This is a genomic window from Pantoea sp. 18069, assembly GCF_902706035.1.
Taxonomy (GTDB): Bacteria; Pseudomonadota; Gammaproteobacteria; order Burkholderiales; family Burkholderiaceae_C; genus Comamonas.
Window position 1 is genome coordinate 183,930 of sequence record NZ_CACSJA010000001.1, and the last position, 20,799, is coordinate 204,728.

20 protein-coding genes and 1 tRNA gene are annotated in these 20,799 nt (G+C 65.5%); 11 read left to right on the plus strand and 10 right to left on the minus strand.

Going from position 1 to position 20,799, the window contains the following annotated elements; translation table 11 throughout:
* The first annotated feature begins 11 nt into the window (after nucleotides 1-11).
* Nucleotides 12-1,022 carry a sn-glycerol-3-phosphate import ATP-binding protein UgpC gene (locus GVL12_RS00870; RefSeq protein ID WP_159910748.1) on the plus strand — a complete coding sequence of 337 codons (1,011 nt, stop codon included), beginning with the start codon at nucleotides 12-14 and terminating at the stop codon, nucleotides 1,020-1,022.
* A 67-nt stretch (nucleotides 1,023-1,089) separates the two neighbouring features.
* Nucleotides 1,090-1,845: a glycerophosphodiester phosphodiesterase gene (gene ugpQ / locus GVL12_RS00875; protein ID WP_159910749.1), complete on the plus strand. Its 756-nt coding sequence runs from the start codon at nucleotides 1,090-1,092 to the stop codon at nucleotides 1,843-1,845.
* 218 nt (nucleotides 1,846-2,063) lie between these two features.
* On the opposite strand, the gene GVL12_RS00880 is transcribed toward ugpQ, so the two are convergent.
* Nucleotides 2,064-2,963 (minus strand): N-formylglutamate amidohydrolase, encoded by a 900-nt coding sequence (locus tag GVL12_RS00880; protein WP_159910750.1) that lies wholly within the window; start codon nucleotides 2,961-2,963, stop codon nucleotides 2,064-2,066.
* A complete protein-coding gene (locus tag GVL12_RS00885) occupies nucleotides 2,963-3,946 on the minus strand; it encodes a tripartite tricarboxylate transporter substrate binding protein BugE (RefSeq protein ID WP_159910751.1) in 984 nt (327 codons plus the stop codon). Before GVL12_RS00885 ends, GVL12_RS00880 begins: the two co-directional genes overlap by 1 nt.
* 121 nt (nucleotides 3,947-4,067) lie before the next feature.
* Here GVL12_RS00885 and GVL12_RS00890 point away from each other — a divergent pair, with 121 nt between their 5' ends.
* A complete protein-coding gene (locus tag GVL12_RS00890; RefSeq protein WP_200843400.1) occupies nucleotides 4,068-5,018 on the plus strand; it encodes a LysR substrate-binding domain-containing protein in 951 nt (316 codons plus the stop codon).
* Here GVL12_RS00890 and GVL12_RS00895 read toward each other — a convergent pair.
* Nucleotides 4,971-5,249 carry a hypothetical protein gene (locus GVL12_RS00895; RefSeq protein ID WP_159910753.1) on the minus strand — a complete coding sequence of 93 codons (279 nt, stop codon included), beginning with the start codon at nucleotides 5,247-5,249 and terminating at the stop codon, nucleotides 4,971-4,973. The genes GVL12_RS00890 and GVL12_RS00895 overlap by 48 nt on opposite strands.
* 74 nt (nucleotides 5,250-5,323) lie before the next feature.
* Between GVL12_RS00895 and hemA the strand changes: the two genes are divergently transcribed.
* The 5 genes from hemA (at nucleotide 5,324) to GVL12_RS00920 (ending at nucleotide 10,735) form a co-directional block, all read left to right on the plus strand.
* Nucleotides 5,324-6,625 (plus strand): glutamyl-tRNA reductase, encoded by a 1,302-nt coding sequence (gene hemA / locus GVL12_RS00900; RefSeq protein ID WP_159910754.1) that lies wholly within the window; start codon nucleotides 5,324-5,326, stop codon nucleotides 6,623-6,625.
* Nucleotides 6,626-6,757: 132 nt separating this feature from the next.
* Entirely contained in the window at nucleotides 6,758-7,840 is a 1,083-nt protein-coding gene (gene prfA / locus GVL12_RS00905) for a peptide chain release factor 1 (RefSeq protein WP_159910755.1), read from the plus strand.
* Nucleotides 7,841-7,981: 141 nt separating this feature from the next.
* A complete protein-coding gene (gene prmC, locus GVL12_RS00910; protein ID WP_200843401.1) occupies nucleotides 7,982-8,821 on the plus strand; it encodes a peptide chain release factor N(5)-glutamine methyltransferase in 840 nt (279 codons plus the stop codon).
* Between the two features lie 59 nt (nucleotides 8,822-8,880).
* Entirely contained in the window at nucleotides 8,881-9,204 is a 324-nt protein-coding gene (grxD, locus tag GVL12_RS00915) for a Grx4 family monothiol glutaredoxin (RefSeq protein WP_159910756.1), read from the plus strand.
* Between the two features lie 211 nt (nucleotides 9,205-9,415).
* Entirely contained in the window at nucleotides 9,416-10,735 is a 1,320-nt protein-coding gene (locus GVL12_RS00920; RefSeq protein WP_159910757.1) for a hemolysin family protein, read from the plus strand.
* Here the strand turns inward: GVL12_RS00920 and GVL12_RS00925 are convergent, their stop codons facing one another.
* Complete coding sequence (locus tag GVL12_RS00925) at nucleotides 10,736-11,398, minus strand: lytic transglycosylase domain-containing protein (protein ID WP_159910758.1); 663 nt, start codon at nucleotides 11,396-11,398, stop codon at nucleotides 10,736-10,738.
* Nucleotides 11,398-13,143, minus strand: a complete 1,746-nt coding sequence (locus GVL12_RS00930) for a proline--tRNA ligase (protein ID WP_159910759.1) — start codon at nucleotides 13,141-13,143, stop codon at nucleotides 11,398-11,400. The genes GVL12_RS00925 and GVL12_RS00930 overlap by 1 nt, the downstream gene beginning before the upstream one ends.
* A 54-nt stretch (nucleotides 13,144-13,197) precedes the next feature.
* Between GVL12_RS00930 and GVL12_RS00935 the strand changes: the two genes are divergently transcribed.
* Nucleotides 13,198-13,905, plus strand: a complete 708-nt coding sequence (locus tag GVL12_RS00935; RefSeq protein WP_368855034.1) for an RNA pyrophosphohydrolase — start codon at nucleotides 13,198-13,200, stop codon at nucleotides 13,903-13,905.
* 103 nt (nucleotides 13,906-14,008) lie between these two features.
* On the opposite strand, the gene proB is transcribed toward GVL12_RS00935, so the two are convergent.
* The 4 genes from proB to rplU form a co-directional block, all read right to left on the minus strand.
* On the minus strand, nucleotides 14,009-15,154 hold the full coding sequence (proB, locus tag GVL12_RS00940) for a glutamate 5-kinase (RefSeq protein WP_159910760.1): 1,146 nt from the start codon (nucleotides 15,152-15,154) through the stop codon (nucleotides 14,009-14,011).
* Nucleotides 15,155-15,258: 104 nt separating this feature from the next.
* The gene (gene cgtA, locus GVL12_RS00945) at nucleotides 15,259-16,374 is read right to left on the minus strand and encodes an Obg family GTPase CgtA (RefSeq protein ID WP_159910761.1); all 1,116 of its coding nucleotides are present in this window, start codon (nucleotides 16,372-16,374) and stop codon (nucleotides 15,259-15,261) included.
* A gap of 294 nt (nucleotides 16,375-16,668) precedes the next feature.
* Nucleotides 16,669-16,926 carry a 50S ribosomal protein L27 gene (rpmA, locus tag GVL12_RS00950; RefSeq protein ID WP_159910762.1) on the minus strand — a complete coding sequence of 86 codons (258 nt, stop codon included), beginning with the start codon at nucleotides 16,924-16,926 and terminating at the stop codon, nucleotides 16,669-16,671.
* Between the two features lie 13 nt (nucleotides 16,927-16,939).
* Nucleotides 16,940-17,251, minus strand: coding sequence for a 50S ribosomal protein L21 (gene rplU / locus GVL12_RS00955; protein ID WP_159910763.1), 312 nt, complete (start codon nucleotides 17,249-17,251; stop codon nucleotides 16,940-16,942).
* A gap of 232 nt (nucleotides 17,252-17,483) precedes the next feature.
* Here rplU and GVL12_RS00960 point away from each other — a divergent pair, with 232 nt between their 5' ends.
* Nucleotides 17,484-18,413: a polyprenyl synthetase family protein gene (locus tag GVL12_RS00960; protein WP_159910986.1), complete on the plus strand. Its 930-nt coding sequence runs from the start codon at nucleotides 17,484-17,486 to the stop codon at nucleotides 18,411-18,413.
* 36 nt (nucleotides 18,414-18,449) lie between these two features.
* Nucleotides 18,450-18,526: transfer RNA gene (locus GVL12_RS00965), tRNA-Pro, on the plus strand.
* Between the two features lie 65 nt (nucleotides 18,527-18,591).
* Here the strand turns inward: GVL12_RS00965 and GVL12_RS00970 are convergent.
* Complete coding sequence (locus tag GVL12_RS00970; protein WP_159910764.1) at nucleotides 18,592-20,703, minus strand: aminotransferase class V-fold PLP-dependent enzyme; 2,112 nt, start codon at nucleotides 20,701-20,703, stop codon at nucleotides 18,592-18,594.
* Nucleotides 20,704-20,799: the final 96 nt, after the last annotated feature.

Consider the following 20,799-nt stretch of genomic DNA (forward strand, 5'->3'; position numbering starts at 1 on the left):
CGAATACTCTCATGGCATCCATTACCCTCAAGAACGTCGTCAAGCGCTACGGCAGCGGCAAGACCGCAATTCCCGTGATACACGGCGTCAACGCCGAGATCCAGGACGGCGAATTCATCGTCATCGTCGGCCCTTCGGGCTGCGGCAAGTCGACGCTGCTGCGCATGATTGCCGGCCTGGAAGAAATTTCCGGCGGCGACATCTCCATCGGCGACCGCGTGGTCAACAACCTGGAGCCGGCCCAGCGCGATATCGCGATGGTGTTCCAGAACTACGCGCTGTACCCGCACATGACGAACTTCGAAAACATGGCCTACGGCCTGAAGATCGCCAAGGTGCCCGTCGACGAGATCAAGCAGCGCGTCGACAAGGCCGCGAAGATCCTCGAGCTGGGCCACCTGCTCGACCGCAAGCCACGCCAGCTCTCGGGCGGCCAGCGCCAGCGCGTCGCCATGGGCCGCGCCATCGTGCGCCAGCCCAAGGTGTTCCTGTTCGACGAGCCGCTGTCCAACCTCGACGCCAAGCTGCGCGCGCAGACCCGCATCGAAATCCAGAAGCTGCACAACGAGCTGGGCATCACCAGCCTGTTCGTGACCCATGACCAGGTCGAAGCCATGACCCTGGCCCAGCGCATGATCGTGATGAACGGCGGCGTGATGGACCAGTTCGGCACGCCCGAAGAGGTCTACAACACCCCGGCCACGACCTTTGTCGCCAGCTTCATCGGCTCGCCGCCCATGAACCTGCTGAAGAACGCGCCCGGCGGCAAGGCCGGCCAGATCCTGGGCATACGCCCCGAGCACATCGACATCGTGGCCAGCGGCGGCTGGGAGATGGAAATCATCACCGTCGAACTGCTGGGCGCCGAGCGCCTGGTCTACGGCACCGTGGGCGGTGAAATGGTCACCGTGCGCATCGAGGAAGCCCATGCCTTCCCCAAGGCCGGCGACACCATCCGCATCCAGCCGCGCGAAGAACGCCGACTGCACTGGTTCAATGCAGAGACTGGAAAACGCATCTAACTGCACCCCGCAAGAGAGCCCGAGTGGCTCTCTTTTTACGTTCCCCGTCATTTTTAATGGATTAGCGATGACCGCCCCCTCGACCTCCTGGCCCTATCCCCGCTGGATTGCCCACCGCGGCGCCGGAAAGCTCGCCCCCGAGAACACCATGAGCGCCTTCCGCCTGGGCGCGGCCCATGGCTGGCGCATGTTCGAATGCGACGCCAAGCTCAGCAGCGACGGCGTGCCCTTCCTGCTGCACGACGCCACGCTGGAGCGCACGACCAACGGCCAGGGCACGGGCAGCAACCTGACCATGGGCGAGATCGCCCGGCTAGACGCCGGCAGCTGGCATTCGCGCGCCTACGCCGGCGAAGCCCTGCCCACGCTCGAGGCGCTGGCACGCTGGTGCCTGGCCAACCATTTGTGCCTCAACGTGGAAATCAAGCCCACGCCCGGCCAGGAAGCCGAGACCGGCCGCATCGTCGCCGAACTGATGACCCGCATCTGGCCGCGCGACGCCGTCCAGCCCCTGTTCAGCTCGTTCAAGCCCGAAGCGCTGCAGACCGCCAGGGAAGCCGCGCCGCATATCCCGCGCGCCCTGCTGGTCGACAAGTTCGCCGCAGACGATGCCGATTTCCAGATCGCGCAAGACCTGGACTGCGTGGCCATGGTCTTCAACCACGCGCTGTGGGATGCCGCACGCGTGGCACAGGTGCATGGCCTGGGCATGCGCTGCCTCAGCTATACCGTCAACGACGAATGGGCCGTGCAGCGGCTGCTCGACCTGGGCACGGACGGCATCATCAGCGACCGGGTGGATCTGTTCAGCCCTGCCGCCTGAAACTGCCCCGGCTGTTCGTTCTCCATCAGCTGGACGAATACCGGGGCTTCGATCCTTCGACGGGCTCAGGACTCAGCCCGAACGGATCTTTTGCGGTCATGCCCGAGCTCAAACGTTCGTGGTGAGCCTCCACCTCCCGTTCGCCCTGAGCTTGTCGAAGGGCATCACACAAACAAAAATCCAGGCCATGGCCTGGATTTTTCATGGACGCCGTCAAATCAGGCCATGCCAGACAAAGGCAATTGGGCCCGCACATACTCGGCCACACCCTGCATCACCTTGTCCAGATGCGCCTGCAGCGGCGCGAAGCCGGCATTCGGCGCGCGCGTGTCCTCGTCCATATAGATGGGGCGGCGGATCTCGATCTGCAGGCTGTGGCGGTGGAGTTGCGGCTGGCCTATGCGGCCTATCAGCTCCACGCCCTTGTACGGCTCGTTGTAGGCCACGCTGTAGCCACCGGCCTGCAGCAGCTCGCCCACGAGGCGGATGAACTCCGGCGCGCAGGTCGTGCCGTCGCGGTCGCCGAGCACGAAGTCGGCCAGCGTGGCATCCGTGCGGCCCAGCCGCCGGTAGACGTCGTTGGGCATCGAATGCAGGTTCAGGTGCCAGACGCCGCCGAAACGCGCGACGCTGTCGTCTATCGCCTGCCGCAGCGCCGCGTGGTAGGGCTGCCAGTAGCCCTGCAGCCGCGACTGCACTTCGGCCACGCTGAGCTGGCGGTCGTAAAGCGGCGTGGGCTGGCCGTCGCGGATGATGCGCTGCCAGATGAGGCCCAGCCCCTGGCGGGTCTTGACGCTGGGCGCGAGCGGCGACGGCCAGGCCGTGGCCAGCTGCGCCGGATCGATGTCGTCGGCGGAACGGTTGACATCGATATAGGTGCGCGGAAACGTCGCCGCGAGCAGCGTCGCGCCATGCGCGGGCCAGCGCTGCCAGAGCCTGTGCACATCGGTGTCTTCGCCGCGGCGCAGCAGCGCCATCTCGACGCAGTGGCCGAAATCAGCCGGGTAGGCGGTGCCGCTGTGCGGCGAGTCGCAGACCAGCGGCAGGGCGCGCGCGGTCGGCGCGAACACCTCGACCGGGGTGTCCGGGCGGGGCTGCAGGAAGTCAGGCGCGGACATCAATCCAGCTTGATGTTGGCGCGCTTGGCAACGGCCGTGTAGCGGTCGATGGCGGCGGTGATCTGGCGGCTGAACTCGGCCGGCGTATTGCCCATGGATTCACCCGAAATGCCTTTTTGCTTCTCCAGGTAGTCGGGCATGGCCATGACCTTGTGCGCCGCGGCATTGAGCTTGGCGATGATGGCCGGGGGCGTGCCCGCAGGCGCGACCAGGCCGAACCAGCCGCCGTCGCCCATGCCGGGGAAGCCCAGCTCGGTATAGGTGGGCACATCGGGCAGCACCTCGCTGCGCTTGAGCGCGAGCACGGCCAGCGGGCGCAGCTTGCCGGACTTGATGTGCACCAGCGTCGATGGCAGGTTGTCGGTCATCGCCGTGACCTGGCCGGCGAGCGCGTCGTTGATCGCCTGGCCCGCGCCCTTGTAGGGGATGTGCAGCATGTTGATGCCCGCCAGATTCATGAAGTTCTCGATGTTCGCATGGCCCAGCGAGCCGCTGCCGGGCGAGGCAAAGGTGTACTTGCCGGGCTCGGCCTTGGTCAGCGCGATGAATTCCTGCATGGTCCTGGCCGGCACGCTGTTATGGATCACGAACACGCTGGGCACGGACATCACGTTGGTGATGGGCGCGAAGTCCTTGACGGCGTCATAGGGCAGCTTGGCCATGATGGCCGGGTTCGAGCCGTGCGTGGACACGGTCGCCATGCCTATGGTGTAGCCATCGGGCGCGGCCTTGGCGATCGCATCGGCACCGATGGAGCCGCCTGCGCCGCCGCGGTTCTCGACCACCACGGCCTTGCCCAGCACCTGGCCCATCTTGTCGGCCAGCAGGCGCGCCACCATGTCCGTCGAACCGCCGGCGCCGAACGGCACGATCAGACGCAACGGGCGGTTGGGGTAATCGGCCTGGGCATGGGCCAGGGGCGCCAGCAAGGCGGTCGCAGCGCAGGCTGCAAGGCTGGACAACAGGGTTCTACGCAGGGCCATGGGAAATCCTCTCGGGGGATGTGGTTCGAAAACGCTGATTCTGGGCAGACTGCGCGCCCGCGAAAAGAGACAAAATGACACGCAACTATTACCAACCGTCATAATTGCCCGCGCCATGCGCATGCACTCCCCTTCCCTCTCCGAATTGCACGCTTTCTCAACCGCGGCGCGCCTGGGCAACTTCTCGCTCGCGGCCGACAATCTGCATGTCACCCAGGGCGCGATCAGCCGCGCGATCGCCCGGCTCGAAGAGCACCTCGGGCTGGCACTGTTCGAGCGCCATGGCCGGCGCAGCGTGCTCACGGCTGCCGGGCGGGCCTACCTTGACGCGGTGGGCCCGGCCATCGTGACCATCGAATCGGCGTCGGCCCAGCTGCGCCGCCCGCATGCCGGCACGCACTTGCGCCTGTCGGTCACGCCCACGCTGTTCAGCCACTGGCTGATCCCGCGGCTGCCCGACTTCAACGCGCACTTTCCCGGCGTCATGCTGTCTTTCGCGCCCTACCGCCGCGACGACCCGGTCAACGCGCCGGAGATCGACGGCTGGCTGCGCATAGGCCAGAACCCCTGGCCCGCGCATATCGCGGCCGACTACATCGTCGGGCGCGAACTCGTGCCAATCTGCCGCCCTCAGGACCTGCTGGGCACCCAGGCCATACGCACGCCTGCCGACCTGCTGCGCCGCCCGCTGCTCGCGCATACCAATTACCAGGGCAATTGGGCCCAGTGGTGCGCACATGCCGGCTGCGAAGGCGAAGTGCCCGCGCCGGCCGCCGACTTCGAGCTGGTGTCCATGCTGGTGCAGGCGGTGATTGCGGGCATGGGCGTGGCCGTGGTCCAGCGCTGCCTGATCGAGGACGACCTGGCCGCGGGCCGCATCGTGGTCGCGATCGACCAGGCCGTGCAGATCGAACGCGGCTACTTTCTATGCCGGCCCGCAGGCCGCACACCGACGCCGGCGCTGCTCGATTTCCGCGAATGGCTGCTCAAACAGGCCGCGTCGGGGCACGACCACCCGGTCGTATCAGCGCCGCCAGGCGCCCGAGAGAACCCACTGGCAACAAGCACATGACAGCACCAGCGCCGCATAGGTGGCGAGCTTGCCATCGTGCCCGAACCAGACCAGCCCGCCCAGCAGCACGCCACCACCGACAGCGAAATTGATAGCTACCTGTGCCCACCAGCCAGTAATATGGGATGCTTTCGATACGATGAAGCGGGCAGCTACGGCCAGCCCCAGCGCGAGCACCAGGGCCGGGGCGAAAAAGTTCAGCAGATGCGCGAGCGCGGCGGGAAAACCCATGGCAGATGACCTAAATCAAGGCTTATGAAAGCAGAGGATGCCAAGTTGGCGCATAAATTTTATAATCTCAGTCTATGGCAGTCTGGGCTTTAGGCATCAACCACCACACGGCTCCGCTTGATTTGCGGGGTCGTTTTGCGTTTGCGCTCGACCAGATCGCACCGACGCTGCAAGGCCTGCGCCAGTCTTTGGCAAGCAGTGGCCGGCACGACGGCGTTGAAACCGCCATTTTGTCGACCTGCAACCGCACCGAAATCTACTGCGCGGCCAACACCCCGGCCATTGCCCACACGCTCGACTGGCTCGCGCGCAGCGGCGGCGTGAGCCCCGAGGTGCTGCGCTCGCACTCCTATCAACTGGAAGAAGGCCTGGCCGCGCGCCATGCGTTTCGCGTTGCCAGCGGCCTTGACTCGATGGTGCTGGGCGAAGCGCAGATCCTCGGCCAGATGAAGAACGCCGTGCGCGCCGCCGAAACCGCGGGTGCATTGGGCACCACGCTCAACCAGCTGTTCCAGCGCAGCTTTGCCGTCGCCAAGGAAGTGCGCAGCTCGACCGAGATCGGCGAGCACAGCATCAGCATGGCCGCGGCCGCCGTGCGCCTGGCCGGCCAGCTGTTCGAAGACCTGGGCAAGATTCGCATCCTGTTTGTCGGCGCGGGCGAAATGATAGAGCTCGCGACCACGCATTTCGCGGCCAGGAATCCACAGCACATCACGATCGCCAACCGTACCATGGAGCGCGGCGAGAAACTGGCCGCACGCTTCGGCGCCGAAGTGATGCGCCTGTCCGAGCTGCCCGACCACCTGCACGAATACGACGCGGTGATCAGCTGCACGGCCTCTAGCCTGCCCATCATCGGACTGGGCGCGGTCGAGAGCGCGCTGAAGAAACGCAAGCACCGGCCCATGTTCATGGTCGACCTGGCCGTGCCACGCGACATCGAACCCGAAGTCAAGGCGCTGCGTGACGTCTATCTCTACACCGTGGACGATCTGGCGCATGTGGTGCAGACCGCCCAGGCCCACCGCCAGGCCGCCGTGGCCCAGGCCGAAGCCATCATCGACACTGGCGTGCAGAGCTTTCTGCACTGGATGGACCAGCGCAGCCCGCAAGGCGGCGTTGTGCCGCTGATCCAGCAACTGCACGCGCAGACCGATGCCTGGCGCGCCGCGGAAATCGCACGCGCCAAGAAGCGCCTGGCCAAGGGCGAAGACATGGACGCCGTGCTCGAAGCGCTGTCGCGCGGCCTGACGCAGAAGATGCTGCACGGCACCATGACCGAACTGCATTCGGGCGACGCGCAGCAGCGTGCCCAGACCGTTCAAGCCGTCTCGCGGCTGTTCCTGCGCTCGCAGGGCGACAAGAACGCGCTCTAGCGGCGCTCCCGGTCGCGCGCCTGCCTGGCCGCGCCTCGCCGGCCACGTCTCGCCAGCCGCGCGCCGGTACCGCACTGATGGTGCAGCCCCCTTTTCAGCTATGCCCTGCATAGCGCACAACCGCTCCCCGCCATGCAAAATTTTCTCCGCAGCCAGCTGCAACGTTTCGCCCAGCGCCTAGAGGAACTCGACTTCCTGCTGTCGCGCGAAGACATCATGAGCGACATGGCCCAGTACCGCAAGATTTCGCGCGAGCATGCCGAGGTCACGGCTGTGGCCGGGCGCTACGCGCGCTATGAGCAGCGCGAGGCCGACCTGGCCGCAGCGCAGGAAATGCGCGAAGACCCCGAAATGGCCGACATGGCGCAGGAGGAAATCGCCAGCGCCACGGCCGAACTGGCCCAGCTCGAAGACGAGCTGCAGCGCCTGCTGCTGCCCAAGGACCCTGACGATGCGCGCGATGCCTACCTCGAAATCCGCGCCGGCACGGGCGGCGACGAGTCGGCGCTGTTCGCCGCCGATCTGGCGCGCATGTACACGCGCTACTGCGACAGCGTGGGCTGGAAGGTCGAAGTCATGAGCGCCAACGAGAACGAAGTCGGCGGCTACAAGGAAATCGTGCTGCATGTCTCCGGCGACCAGGTCTATGGCAAGCTGCGCTTCGAGTCCGGCGGCCACCGCGTGCAGCGCGTGCCCGCGACCGAGACCCAGGGCCGCATCCACACCAGCGCCTGCACCGTGGCCGTCATGCCCGAGCCCGACGAAGCCCAGGCGATCACGCTGAACCCGGCCGACCTGCGCATAGACACCTTCCGCGCCAGCGGCGCCGGCGGCCAGCACATCAACAAGACCGATTCCGCGGTGCGCGTGGTCCACCTGCCCACGGGCATCGTCGCCGAATGCCAGGACGGACGCAGCCAGCACGCCAACAAGGCCAAGGCACTGCAGGTGCTGCAGGCGCGCATCCAGGAAAAGGAGCGCAGCGAACGCGCGGCCAAGGAGGCCGCCCAGCGCAAGGGGCTGATCGGCAGCGGCGACCGCTCCGACCGCATCCGCACCTACAACTTCCCCCAGGGCCGCTTCACCGACCACCGCATCAACCTCACGCTCTACAAGCTGCTGTACATCATGGAAGGCGACATGGGCGACGTGCTGCAGGCCTTGCAGCACGCGCGCGAAGCCGAACAGCTCGCCGAGCTGGAAGTCAACACTTGACCCCCCTGAGCGGCTGCGCCGCTTCCCCCCAGGGGGACGACACCATCGCTGCGGGGCGGCCCTTGCTCGGTGTCGCTGGCTTTGGGACACGCCAGTTTCGAAGGCTGTGCACAATGCGAACGCCATGGATGACCCATTCCTATGACAAATGAACAAGCTTTGCGCCAGGCCCAGCAGGCCGGTCTGTCGCGCATCGATGCCCAGTTGCTGCTGCTGCATGCGGTGGGCCGGCCCGATGCCGGCCGCGCTTGGCTGCTGACGCACGATACCGACGCACTCACGCCAGAACAGCAGCAGGCATTCGACGCGCTGGCCGCACGGCGCCTGGCGGGCGAGCCCGTGGCCTATCTCACGGGCCGCAAGGAGTTCTACGGCCTGGCGCTGCAGATCGATGCGCGCGTGCTCGACCCGCGCCCCGACACCGAAACCCTGGTCGACTGGGCGCTCGAAGTGCTGGCCGACTGGAATGCGCCGCGCATCGTCGACCTGGGCACGGGCAGCGGCGCGATTGCGCTGGCGCTGCAGCAGCAGCGCCCCGACGCCAGCGTCTGGGCCGTGGATGCAAGCGCCGATGCGCTGACCGTTGCCCGGGGCAATGCGCACAGCCTCGACTTGCATGTGCAGTTCGCCCAGGGCTCGTGGCTGCAGGCGCTCGCGCCCGGCCAGTTATTCGACGCGATCGTGAGCAACCCGCCCTATATCGCCGCCGATGACCCGCACCTCGCCGCTCTGACGCACGAGCCTTTGTGCGCACTGGCCAGCGGCGCGGACGGGCTGGCCGACATCCGTGCGATCATCGAACAGTCGCCCGCACACCTTGCGCCCGGCGGCTGGCTGCTGATCGAGCATGGCTGGGACCAGGCGCCGGCCGTGCAGGCATTGCTGCGCGCCGCGGGTTTTGCCGCCGTGCAAAGCCGCAACGATCTGGCCGGCATTGCCCGTTGCACCGGCGGGTGCATGACGGATCTGGACAGACAGTGAAATAATCACGGGTGTACCCCCTGCCGCACAAGCGGCCGCCCCCCCCTTTGGAGCCAACCATGAGCAATACCCACCAACGCATCGACGACCTCGTCAAGACCAACGACATCCTGCTGTTCATGAAAGGCAACGCGAGCTTCCCGCAGTGCGGCTTTTCCGGCCGCGCACTGCAAATCCTCAAGGCCTGCGGCGTCGACACCAAGACCATCGCCACGGTGAACGTGCTCGAAGACCAGGAAATCCGCCAGAGCATCAAGGAATACAGCCAGTGGCCGACCATTCCCCAGCTCTACGTCAAGGGTGAGTTCATCGGCGGCTCGGACATCATGATGGAGATGTACGAATCCGGCGAACTCCAGCAAATTTTGGACAGCAAGGCCTGAGCCTGCGCTGACAACCACCAAGCCGCCTTCGGGCGGCTTTTTGCCGCCAGGCCCCTCTTGGGCAACGGCGGACCTTGCGCAGCCGGTGAAGCTGCCGGGTGATTTTTCGTGTGTGCGGCGGCCTCCTTCAAGGAGTTGGCATCTTTTATGATGCAATGCCAGCCATGGCCCTGCTGCGAGGCCCTTTTCGCAGCTTTTCGTTCTTTTGCCTATGAGTCTGTCCCAAAGTCTGTTCACCATTGCCGTGCTGATTGCTGTCAGCGCCTTTTTCTCGATGGCCGAAATCTCGCTGGCCGCCTCCCGGCGCCTGCGGCTGCGACAGATGGCTGACGAAGGCGACGCCCGCGCCGATCGCGTGATGCGCATGCAGGACCAGCCGGGCTACTATTTCACGGTGGTACAGATTGGACAGAACGCGATTGCCATCCTCGGCGGCATCGTCGGCGAAGGCGCCTTCAGCCCCTATTTCACGCGCGCGCTCGAACTGTGGTTCTCGCCGACCACGGCCGCTACCCTGGGCTTTCTGTCGTCCTTCTTCATCATCACTTCGCTGTTCATCGTCTTCGCCGACCTGATCCCCAAGCGCCTGAGCATGGCCGAGTCGGAAACCGTGGCGCTGCGCGTGGTCGGGCCCATGCAGACCTGCATGACGCTGTTCAAGCCCATCGTCTGGCTCTACAGTCGCACCACCGACGGCTTCTTCAGGCTGCTCAAGCTGCCGACCCAGCGCGACGAGCGCATCACGTCCGACGACATCCTGGCCATGACCGAAGCCGGCGCGCGCACCGGCATGATGGGCCAGCGCGAGCAGCAGATGATCGCCAATGTGTTCGAACTCGACTCGCGCACCGTGTCCTCGGCCATGACCCAGCGCGAGCGGATTGCCTACTTCCTGCGCGACGACTCCGAGGAAGTGGTGCGGCTGCGCATCGCCGCCGAGCCGTTTTCGACCTACCCGGTCTGCGAAGGCGACATCGACCATGTGGTCGGCTATGTCGACGCCAAGGACCTGTTCCAGCGCGCGCTGACCAACCAGCCGATCTCGCTGCGCGACGACACGCTGGTGCAAAAGGCGCTGGTCGTTCCCGACCGGCTGACGCTGACCGAAGTGCTGGACCAGTTCCGCCAGGTGCACGAAGACTTTGCGATCATCCTCAACGAGTACAGCCTGGTGGTGGGCGTGGTCACGCTCAACGACGTGATGAGCACGGTCATGGGCGACATGGTCGACATGGACGACGAAGAACAGATCGTGCGCCGCGACGCCAACTCCTGGCTGATCGACGGCGTGACACCGATCCAGGACGTGCTGCGCGCGCTGTCGCTCGACTCCCTGCCGCATGACCAGGAGTACGAAACACTGGGCGGCTTCCTGATGGTCATGCTGCGCCGCGTGCCGCGGCGCACCGACAGCGTGAACTGGGGCGGCTACAAGTTCGAGGTGCTTGACGTGGACAGCTATCGCATCGACCAGGTGATGGTTTCGCGCATCGATACCGATGCTCCGCCCGCAGCGGCTGCGCCAGCCTGATCAGGCGCGGCCCGCGGGATCGAACAGCCACCTGCGCTGCGCCGCAAACACCGCGTTCGGATAAGGCGGCTTGCCGCGGCTGCCGTTGTAGCGGCCCAGCGCCATGAACATGTCGCCGCGTTCGCGGTCGAGGTAATGGCGCAGGATCACGCAGCCAAAGCGCAGATTGGTCTGCATGTGGAACAGCTTGCCCGCGTCGCCATCGCCGATCACGCGCATCCAGAACGGCATGATCTGCATGTAGCCGCGCGCGCCCACGCTGGAGATCGCGAACTTGCGAAATGCGCTTTCGACTTCGATCAGGCCCAGCACCAGGCTCACGTCGAGGCCCGCGCGCCGCGACTCATACCAGACGGTCTGCAGGAATTCAAGTCGCACATCGGCATCTGCCTTGCGCCGGTAGAGCCGGTCGCTCATCGCGGCCAGCCAGCGCAGGTAAGACAGCTTGGCTTCGGTCGAGGCAAACGCAAGCTCGGGCGGCCCGGCGCTGGCCACCGCCGCGCGCAACGCGGTGCGCACCGAATCGGCCAGCGGTTCCTCGAGCTGCCCGCCCGCATGGGCAGGCAGGGCCAGCCACGCCGGCAGCGCGGCCAGCAGGCCACGCCGGCGCAGCCCTGCGGCCGCGGACCGCGGCAGGGGTGCAGCGGTGCGGCCGGTGGGCATCACAGGCCCAGTCGCGCCTTGAGGTGGTCGAGAATGCCGTCCTGCGCGACCTTGCTGGCTTCGGTCTCGCGGCGGTGCTGGTACTCGACCGTGCCCTCTTTGAGGCCGCGGTCGGAAATCACCACGCGGTGCGGCACGCCGATCAGCTCCCAGTCGGCAAGCATTGCACCCAGGCGTTCGTCGCGGTCGTCGAGGATCACGTCCACGCCCAGCGCGATCAGCGCGTCATACAGGCCGGTGGCCGTCGCCTGCACGGCTTCGCTGCGCGCCATGCCGATGGGGCACAGCACCACGGTGAAAGGCGCGATCGCGTCGGGCCAGATGATGCCGCGCTCGTCGTGGTTCTGCTCGATGGCCGCGGCCGGCAGGCGCGTGACGCCAATGCCGTAACAGCCCATCTCGAAGAACGCGGGCTTGCCGTTGTCGGCCAGGAACGTGGCGTTCATGGCCTTGGAGTACTTGTCGCCCAGGTAGAACACATGGCCGACTTCGATGCCGCGCTCGATCGCGAGCTGACCCTTGCCGTCGGGCGATGCGTCACCGGCCACCACATTGCGCAGATCGGCAACGACCGTCGGCTCGGGCAGGTCACGGCCCCAGTTCACGCCGGTCATGTGGAAACCTTCGGCGTTCGCGCCGCAGATCCAGTCGCCCATCACCGCGACGTCGCGGTCGACGACCAGATTCACGGGCTGCAACAGGTTCAGAGGGCCCAGGTAGCCGGGCTTGCAGCCGAAGTGCGTTTCGATCTCGGCCTGGGTCGCGAAGCGAAAGCCCGCGTCGAGGCCAGGCACCTTGGCGACCTTGATCTCGTTCATGTCGTGGTCGCCGCGCAGCAGCAGCAGCCAGACCTGGCTCTTGACCAGCACGCCCTTGTCGTCGAGTTCGTCGGTGGCCAGCACCAGCGACTTCACGGTCGTGGCCAGCGGCACGCCCAGCAGCTCGGCGACATCGGCGCAGGTGCTCTTGCCCGGCGTTGCGGTCTTGTTCAGCGCCAGGGTCGCGGCGGGGCGTTCAGCCGTGGGGGCCAGCGCTTCGGCCTTCTCGAGGTTGGCGGCGTAATCGCTGTCGGGGCAGTAGACGATCGCGTCTTCGCCGGTCGCGGCAATGACCTGGAATTCCTCGCTCAGGTCGCCGCCGATCGCGCCGCTGTCGGCGCGCACGGCGCGGTAGCGCAGGCCGAAGCGATCGAAGATCTGCTGATAGGCCTGGCGCATGTTCTGGTAGCTCAGCTGGGCCGCGTCGCGGCTCTTGTCGAAGCTGTAGGCGTCCTTCATGATGAATTCGCGGCCACGCATCAGGCCGAAGCGCGGACGGCGCTCGTCCCGGAACTTGGTCTGGATCTGGTAGAGATTCTTGGGTAACTGCTTGTGGCTGCGAAGTTCCTGGCGTGCGATGTCGGTGACCACTTCCTCGCTCGTTGGCTGGATCACGAAGTCACGGCCATGGCGGTCCTGGATGCGCAGCAGCTCGGGGCCCATCTTCTCGAAGCGGCCGGTTTCCTGCCACAGCTCGGCCGGCTGAACGACGGGCATGGCGATTTCAACCGCACCCGCGCGGTTCATCTCTTCGCGCACGATGGCTTCGACCTTGCGGATCACGCGCAGGCCCATGGGCATGTAGTTGTAGACACCCGCGCCCAAGCGTTTGATCAGACCTGCACGCATCATGAGCTTGTGGCTGACCACTTCGGCGTCGGCCGGAGCTTCTTTGAAGGTGGAGATGAAGAATTGAGAGGCTTTCATGGGGGCAGAGTACAGCGGAAATCAGGCGGGCGCGCTTGCCGGGGGCATGGCACCATGCATAATGGACGCAATTCAAAAAATTGGGGTTCGATTATGCTTGACCGGGACGGATTTCGCCCGAACGTCGGCATCATCCTGCTCAACCATAAAAACCAGGTGTTCTGGGGAAAACGCATCCGCACCCACAGCTGGCAGTTCCCGCAGGGCGGCATTGACCGGGGGGAATCTCCTGAGCAGGCCATGTTCCGCGAACTGCACGAAGAGGTGGGTCTGAAGCCCGACCACGTTCGCGTGGTCGCCCGAACCCGGGACTGGTTGCGCTACGAGGTGCCAGACCGGTATATCCGACGCGACGCGCGCGGGCATTACAGAGGCCAAAAGCAGATCTGGTATTTGCTGCAATTGATGGGCCACGATTGGGATCTGAACCTCAGGGCCACAGACCATCCGGAATTCGATGCCTGGCGCTGGAATGATTACTGGGTTCCGCTGGAGGTAGTGGTCGAATTCAAGCGCGGCGTCTATGAAATGGCGCTCACCGAACTCGCACGCTACCTGCCCCGGCAGGAACAGCGCAATCGCTACCTGCGCAGCGGCATGCGCAACCGGGAGCAGGATGGTGGCGTCCTGCCGATGACCTCACAGCCCTCGCGCACCACGCTGGGCCTGCTGCATCCGGGGCTTGAATTGCCGCCTGGCGCGAGCTTCGATCCCGATCCTCAGACCGATCTGACCGCGGCCAGCCAGCGCAAGCATTCCTGAAACCGGCGCGGCCCAGCATGGGGGCAGCGAGGAAGGGCCGCCCCGCACCGAAGCTGCCGTCCCCCTCCACCGAAGGTTGAGAGGGGGAAGCCGCGTCAGCGGCTCAGGGGGTGCCGTTAACAATCATATTGTCTCGGTGGATCATTTCGGATTCAGCGCTGTAACCCAGCAGTCGCTCGAATTCCGACGAGCTCTTGCGGCACAGCAAGCGCGCTTCGGCACTGGCATAGTTGGCCAGACCACGGGCAATCTCCCGGCCCTGCGGATTGCGCACCGCAATCACATCGCCGCGAGAGAAAGTGCCTTCGACGCCCGTCATGCCTATGGGCAGCAGGCTTTTGCCTTCCTCCTGCAGCTTGTCGGCCGCGCCCTGGTCGACGCTGACCGCGCCCCTGAGCTGCAGATGGTCGGCGATCCATTGCTTGCGCGCCTGCTTTTTCGGCGTCTGCGCCAGCAGCAGGCTGCCAATGGCCTCGCCCGCGACCAGCCGGCCCAGCACATTCGGCTCGCGCCCCCAGGCAATCACGGTCGACGCGCCCGAGCCCGCGGCGCGCTTGGCGGCAAGGATCTTGGTGATCATTCCGCCGCTGCCTATGCTCGAGCCCGCGCCGCCGGCCATGGCTTCGAGGGCCGGGTCTCCCGCCTGCGCTTCGTCGACGAAGCGCGCATCCGGGTTCTTGCGCGGATCGGCCGTGTACAGGCCTTTCTGGTCGGTCAGGATCACCAGCGCGTCGGCGTCGACCAGATTCGCGACCAGCGCGCCCAGCGTGTCGTTGTCGCCGAACTTGATTTCGTCGTTGACGACGGTGTCGTTTTCGTTGATGACCGGCACCACGCCCAGGTTCAGCAGCGTCAGCAGGGTGGTGCGCGCATTGAGGTAGCGCTCGCGGTCGGCGAGGTCGGCATGGGTCAGCAACACCTGGGCACTGCCCACGCCCTGCTCGCGCAGCTTGGTTTCGTACATCTGAACCAGGCCCATCTGGCCCACGGCCGCGGCCGCCTGCAGTTCATGCACCTGCCTGGGACGCGTTTTCCAGCCCAGGCGCTTCATGCCTTCGGCAATCGCGCCGCTGGAGACCATGACCACTTCGCGGCGCACGCCATCGGCGTCGCCGCGCACCAGGGCAGCGAGCTGCTGGCTCCACTGCGCGATCGCCTCTTCATCCAGGCCCCGGCCTTCGTTGGTCACGAGGCTGGAGCCCACTTTCACGACGATACGACGCGCGTCACGCAAAACACTGGAAGCCATGGTTCAGATTGTTCTTGAGCGCCTGCCCTGCAGGCCACAGGCGCTGGTCAGTCGATGGCCCTCAGGCCCCTCCCCCGGCAGGCCTTGCGGCCCGCCCGGCACTCTCATTGCGCGTCATCGCCCGCAAAGCGCGGATCGCGCGGATCGACTTCCGCCGGCGCATCGCCGACGAAGCGCAGATCGATTTCCTCGGGCGTGTTCTCGGCGCGCTGCTGCGTCTGGACATGCTGGAAGATGGTCTTGATCAGCGGCTCGCAGCCTTCGCGCGTCAGCGCCGAAATCTCGAACACCGGCCCCTTCCACTTGAAGCGCTTGACGAAGTCCTTGACGCGCGCGGCACGTTCCTCGGCCGGCACCATGTCGAGCTTGTTGAGCACCAGCCAGCGCGGCTTGTCGTAGAGCGCGGCATCGTACTTCTTGAGCTCGCCCACAATCGCCTTGGCCTGGGCGACGGGATCCACGGCATCGTCAAACGGCGCCATGTCGACCACGTGCAGCAGCAAACGGGTGCGCTGCAGATGGCGCAGGAACAGATGGCCCAGGCCCGCGCCTTCGGACGCGCCTTCGATCAGGCCCGGAATGTCGGCGATCACAAAGCTTTGCTCGGGTCCGACGCGCACCACACCCAGGTTGGGGTGCAACGTGGTGAACGGATAGTCGGCGATCTTGGGGCGTGCGTTGGACACGGCCGTGATCAGCGTCGACTTGCCTGCATTGGGCATGCCCAGCAGGCCCACGTCGGCCAGCACCTTGAGCTCGAGCTTGAGGCTCTTGCGCTCACCGGGCCAGCCCGGCGTCTTCTGGCGCGGCGCGCGGTTGATCGCGCTCTTGAAGCGCATGTTGCCAAAGCCGCCGTCACCGCCCTTGGCGATGGTCACGACTTCGCCCGGTGTCAGCAGCTCGTACAGCACTTCGCCGGTTTCCTGGTCGGAGAAGATCGTTCCCACGGGCACGCGCAAGGTGATGTCGGTGCCGGCAGCGCCGAACATGTCCGAACCCATGCCGTGCTCGCCGCGCTTGGCTTCATGGCGGCGCGCATAACGGAAATCGACCAGGGTATTCAGGTTGGAATCCGCTACCGCGAAGACGTGGCCGCCGCGGCCGCCGTCTCCCCCATTGGGGCCGCCGAATTCCTTGTACTTCTCGTGTCGGAACGAGACGCAGCCATTGCCGCCGTCACCGGCAGCAATGTCAATATAAGCTTCATCGACGAACTTCATGAGGCATCCAGTTTACAAAACAGTGTGCTTTCGGGCAGCGTGCTGCGTAGCCCGCCCCGCGCAAAAGCATAAGGCCCCGGGGAACGGGGCACTAAAAGGGGAAGAATACCCCTTGAAAGCGGCTAACAAAACCCAGCAAATCTTCAGATTTGCGGTTGAGGCTAGGCGCGGTGCCGTAGGCAGTGCAAGTAGCACGACAAGGCAACGCAACGACGCCTCAAGGGTTTTGATAGCCGCTCTAAACAGCAAAGCCCCGACAGGTCGGGGCTTCGCTGCGTGTCGAAGTGACAAACCTTAAGCAGGCGTCACATTGACCATGTGCTTGGACAGTGCGCCCTTGGTGGAGAAGGACACGTGGCCCTCGACCAAGGCAAACAGCGTGTGGTCCTTGCCCACGCCGACGTTGTCGCCGGGGTGGAACTTGGTGCCGCGCTGGCGAACGATGATGGAACCAGCCGTGATCAACTCACCGCCGAAAGCCTTCACGCCGAGCATCTTGGGCTTGGAATCGCGCCCGTTTCGCGTAGAGCCGCCGCCTTTTTTCTGTGCCATGACTCAGCTCCTATTAAGCAACGATTGCCACGATCTGCAGTTCGGTGAACTGTTGACGGTGACCCTGACGCTTCTGATAGTGCTTACGACGGCGCATCTTGAAGATGTGCACTTTGTCGTGTTTGCCGTGAGCAACCACAGTTGCCTTCACAGTTGCGCCGGACACCAGGGGTGTGCCAACCTTGAGTTCAGCGCCGTTGCCGACTGCCAAAACCTGGTCGATCACAATTTCCTGGCCTACGTCCGCAGCAATCTGTTCTACTTTGATTTTTTCGCCGGAAGCAACGCGATACTGCTTGCCGCCGGTTTTTATGACCGCGTACATGTATGACCTCTTAAATTGAGAGTTCTGCAGACGAATTTCCGCAGAGCCGGCGATTGTACCATGGCAGAATTTCTCGTGCATCCGGCTTGCCCGTGCAGATCGCTTGCCATGGCCCACGCCAACTGTAGTCACTTCCGGCCGACAGTTCCTATAATCCAAGGCTCACATGGCGGCCACCATCTTGACCACAGCTATCACCCCCCACAATCCCCTTTCCCTGATCGCCAACGACATGCGCGAGGTGGACAGCGTCATTGCCGACCGCCTGCACACCAGTGTTCCGCTGATCTCCCAGATTTCCCAGTACATCATTGCCGCCGGCGGCAAGCGGCTGCGCCCGGCGCTGCTGCTGATGATCTGCAAGGCCCTGGGCTACGAGGGAAGCCAGCGCTTCAACCTCGCGGCCGTGGTCGAGCTGATCCACACCGCGACGCTGCTGCACGACGACGTGGTCGATGAATCGACCATGCGCCGCGGCCGCGCCACGGCCAACGAAGCGTTCGGCAATCCGGCCAGCGTGCTGGTCGGCGACTTCCTGCACACGCGCTCGTTCCAGATGATGGTCGCGGCCGGCAGCACGCGCGTGCTGCAGATCCTCTCGGACGCAACCAACATCATTGCCGAAGGCGAAGTCCAGCAGCTGATGAACATGCACGACGCCTCACTCGACGAAGAAGGCTACCTGCAGGTGATACGCTCCAAGACCGCGAAGCTGTTCGAAGCCAGCGCCCAGCTCGGCGCCGTGCTCGCGGGCAGCAGCCCGGCCGTCGAAGAGGCCTGCGCCATCTATGGCCAGGCGCTGGGCACGGCGTTCCAGATCATCGACGATGTGCTGGACTACACCGGCGACACCGCCGAGATGGGCAAGAACCTCGGCGACGATCTGCGCGAAGGCAAATGCACGCTGCCGCTGATCGCCGCGATGCAGCGCGCCACGCCCGAGAAAGCCGCGGTCGTGCGCCAGGCCATCGAGCAGGGCTCGACCGAACAGCTGGCCGCCGTGATCTCCATCGTGCAGGCCACGGGCGCGCTCGATGTGGCCCGCGCTGCAGCCCACGCCGAAGCCCAGCGGGCAATTGATGCCTTAAACCAGCTTCCGGACAATTTGCACACCGCAAATTTGCTACAATTGGCGGCTCAGCTTCTGGACAGACGCACCTGAAACCCTTGTCGGTTTTGCGCCTGAAAAGAACTGCATCGGGGTGTAGCTTAGCCTGGTAGAGCGCTACGTTCGGGACGTAGAGGCCGGAGGTTCGAATCCTCTCACCCCGACCAGGATTTCATGCAAAAAGCCCAAGTGATTGAATCACTTGGGCTTTTTGCATTGAAGCTATCGAAATTCAGCGCGCCGCGGCAGGACAGTCGTGCGCCACGGATTCAGCCACGCGTGCCAGCAAGGGCTCGGCCCCCATTGCCAGCCCTCCCGCCAGGCTCCAGGCGGACATATGCCCGAGGCGGCGCAGCGCGCGCGCTGCCTGGGCGCTGCGGTTGCCGCTGCGGCAATAGAACACCACGGCCACCTGCGGCGCCAGCTCCAGCCACTGGGGCAGGGCCGAGACAAACCCCGACAAGGGCACGGACTGCGAACCCTGGATCAGCCGGCTGTCCACCTGGACATCGCGCTCATAGGCTTCGCGCACATCCACCCACAGCACATCCGTCTGCAGCCGGGCCAGCGCCGGCCGGTCCAGCGCAACCTCGGTGTTTTCAGCAACGCCACCCGCGAGCGGCCGTGCATTGCCTGCCGACGCCAAGGTCGTCGCAAACAGCCCGTGCGCATCATGGCGCGGCAGCAACAAGGTTTCTGGGCTGGCCCCATGCGCCTGCCAATCGTCCAGCCAGGTCACGCCGGCGCACGGCTCCACATCCAGCAGGTCGCCGACCAGCGCGTAGCGCAGCTTTGCGCCCAGGCGCAGGCCCCAGGCAGCCCGGCCATCCGGCACGCCCGGCAGGCGCAGCAGTTCATGCGCTCCCAGCGCCAGCCGCACGGCATCCGCCGGCCAGCCCTGTGCATCCACAGCCGCTTCGCGGCCAGAGCCGGTGGCTTCTCGCAGTTGCCGCGCAGCCGCCGCCGTCCCGTCGCCCGTGCCCAGCACTGCGCGCAAGGCCAGCTGCTGGCCACCCAGCCAGCGGGTGATGGGCTCGACCAGCTCCATGACGGGATCAATGACGATGCATTCGCCGCTGTCGCCATCGGCCAGTAGATAGCTGCAGGCGCTGCCATGCAGCAGGCGCGTGACCAGGGGCGGCGCATAGGCCTTGGCTGGCGCCACCGTGCTCAAGCCGCGCGCGCGCAGGACCTCGCCGCAGCGCTGCAGACGCGCGCAGGCCGCGGCAATGAATTCCGGACTGTCCAACGCGCCAAAGGACAGGCGCACCGCCGCCTGGGTCTGCCATTCGTCCAGGCCCATGGCCTGCAGCACATAGCTGGGCTCGGCCCTGGCGGCGCTGCAGGCCGAGCCGCCGCTGACGCGCAGGTCGGCGGCATCGAACAGGTCCAGCAGCAGCCTGGAGCTGACTCCGCGCACCGCAAAGTTCAAGGTGGTCGGCAGGCTCGGCGCATCGCCGGCATTGAATACCAGCCCGGGAAATGCCGCGCGCAAGGCCGCAACCAATTGGGCACGATGCGCGGCCAGTGCCGCGGGCGCCTGGAATACATCCCCGGCTTCCCAGGCCTGCAGGACCGCGCCCAGCGCAGCGATTCCCGCGATGTTCTCCGTGCCGCCGCGCAGCCCGTCCTCCTGCCCGCCACCCGTCAGCAGCGGCGTGAAAGGAGCGCCCGCGCGTACGTAGAGCAGGCCAATGCCCTTGGGCGCATAGAACTTGTGCCCGGAAAATGGCGCGTAATCGATGCGCCGCTCGACCAGCTTCAACGGCAGCTTGCCCAGGGCCTGCACCCCGTCGACCAGCCACAGCGCAGGACTGCCGCCCACTATCTCGGCAATGGCGTCGAGGTCGCTGATGACACCGGTCTCGTTGTTCGCGGCCATGGTACAGACCAGTCCCGCCGTCGCTGCGTGCTGGCGCAGCCAGGCGAGGTCATGGCGGCCCGTGCGATCCACCGGGATGGTCAGGACAGGCAGGTTCAGCCCCAGCAGCGCATTCCAGTGGTGCAGCGCCTGGGGCACGGCCTTGTGCTCGGTCGCGCCATAGAGCAGCACCTGGGCCGCGGGCTCGCCGGCGTCTCGCCGGCGGCGCAGTTCGCACAGCGCCGACAGCACGCTGGTCTGGATGCCTTCGGTGGCGCCGCTGGTGAAAAACAGCTGCCCGGACGGTGCACCCAGCACGCGCCGCGCGCTGGCTCGCACCTGTTCGACCACGGCGCGCGCCTTGAGGCCGCTGCCATGGATGCTGCTGGGATTGCCGAAGCTGTCGGCCATGACGGCCAGCGCGGCCTGCCGGGCGGGGGGAAAGACCGCCGTGGTGGCGTTCGCGTCAAGATAGATTTCCATAGAGGGAAAATTTTCCACCACACGCCCCGTATTGGTCTTGCAAAATACCGCTCTATTTCGCGAATTTCCGATATGAAATTTCACTTCACAATGAAA

Excerpts from the sequence above, each read along its gene's own strand:
- grxD (WP_159910756.1), top strand. The coding sequence starts at position 8,881 with ATGAGCAATACCCACCAACGCATCGACGACCTCGTCAAGACCAACGAC.
- GVL12_RS00890 (WP_200843400.1), top strand. The coding sequence starts at position 4,068 with ATGCACTCCCCTTCCCTCTCCGAATTGCACGCTTTCTCAACCGCGGCG.
- GVL12_RS00960 (WP_159910986.1), top strand. The coding sequence starts at position 17,484 with ATGCGCGAGGTGGACAGCGTCATTGCCGACCGCCTGCACACCAGTGTT.
- GVL12_RS00885 (WP_159910751.1), bottom strand. The coding sequence starts at position 3,946 with ATGGCCCTGCGTAGAACCCTGTTGTCCAGCCTTGCAGCCTGCGCTGCG.
- hemA (WP_159910754.1), top strand. The coding sequence starts at position 5,324 with ATGGCAGTCTGGGCTTTAGGCATCAACCACCACACGGCTCCGCTTGAT.
- rpmA (WP_159910762.1), bottom strand. The coding sequence starts at position 16,926 with ATGGCACAGAAAAAAGGCGGCGGCTCTACGCGAAACGGGCGCGATTCC.
- cgtA (WP_159910761.1), bottom strand. The coding sequence starts at position 16,374 with ATGAAGTTCGTCGATGAAGCTTATATTGACATTGCTGCCGGTGACGGC.
- GVL12_RS00870 (WP_159910748.1), top strand. The coding sequence starts at position 12 with ATGGCATCCATTACCCTCAAGAACGTCGTCAAGCGCTACGGCAGCGGC.
- GVL12_RS00970 (WP_159910764.1), bottom strand. The coding sequence starts at position 20,703 with ATGGAAATCTATCTTGACGCGAACGCCACCACGGCGGTCTTTCCCCCC.
- prmC (WP_200843401.1), top strand. The coding sequence starts at position 7,982 with ATGACAAATGAACAAGCTTTGCGCCAGGCCCAGCAGGCCGGTCTGTCG.
- GVL12_RS00930 (WP_159910759.1), bottom strand. The coding sequence starts at position 13,143 with ATGAAAGCCTCTCAATTCTTCATCTCCACCTTCAAAGAAGCTCCGGCC.
- rplU (WP_159910763.1), bottom strand. The coding sequence starts at position 17,251 with ATGTACGCGGTCATAAAAACCGGCGGCAAGCAGTATCGCGTTGCTTCC.
- proB (WP_159910760.1), bottom strand. The coding sequence starts at position 15,154 with ATGGCTTCCAGTGTTTTGCGTGACGCGCGTCGTATCGTCGTGAAAGTG.
- GVL12_RS00895 (WP_159910753.1), bottom strand. The coding sequence starts at position 5,249 with ATGGGTTTTCCCGCCGCGCTCGCGCATCTGCTGAACTTTTTCGCCCCG.
- GVL12_RS00925 (WP_159910758.1), bottom strand. The coding sequence starts at position 11,398 with ATGCCCACCGGCCGCACCGCTGCACCCCTGCCGCGGTCCGCGGCCGCA.
- prfA (WP_159910755.1), top strand. The coding sequence starts at position 6,758 with ATGCAAAATTTTCTCCGCAGCCAGCTGCAACGTTTCGCCCAGCGCCTA.
- GVL12_RS00880 (WP_159910750.1), bottom strand. The coding sequence starts at position 2,963 with ATGTCCGCGCCTGACTTCCTGCAGCCCCGCCCGGACACCCCGGTCGAG.
- ugpQ (WP_159910749.1), top strand. The coding sequence starts at position 1,090 with ATGACCGCCCCCTCGACCTCCTGGCCCTATCCCCGCTGGATTGCCCAC.
- GVL12_RS00920 (WP_159910757.1), top strand. The coding sequence starts at position 9,416 with ATGAGTCTGTCCCAAAGTCTGTTCACCATTGCCGTGCTGATTGCTGTC.
- GVL12_RS00935 (WP_368855034.1), top strand. The coding sequence starts at position 13,198 with ATGCATAATGGACGCAATTCAAAAAATTGGGGTTCGATTATGCTTGAC.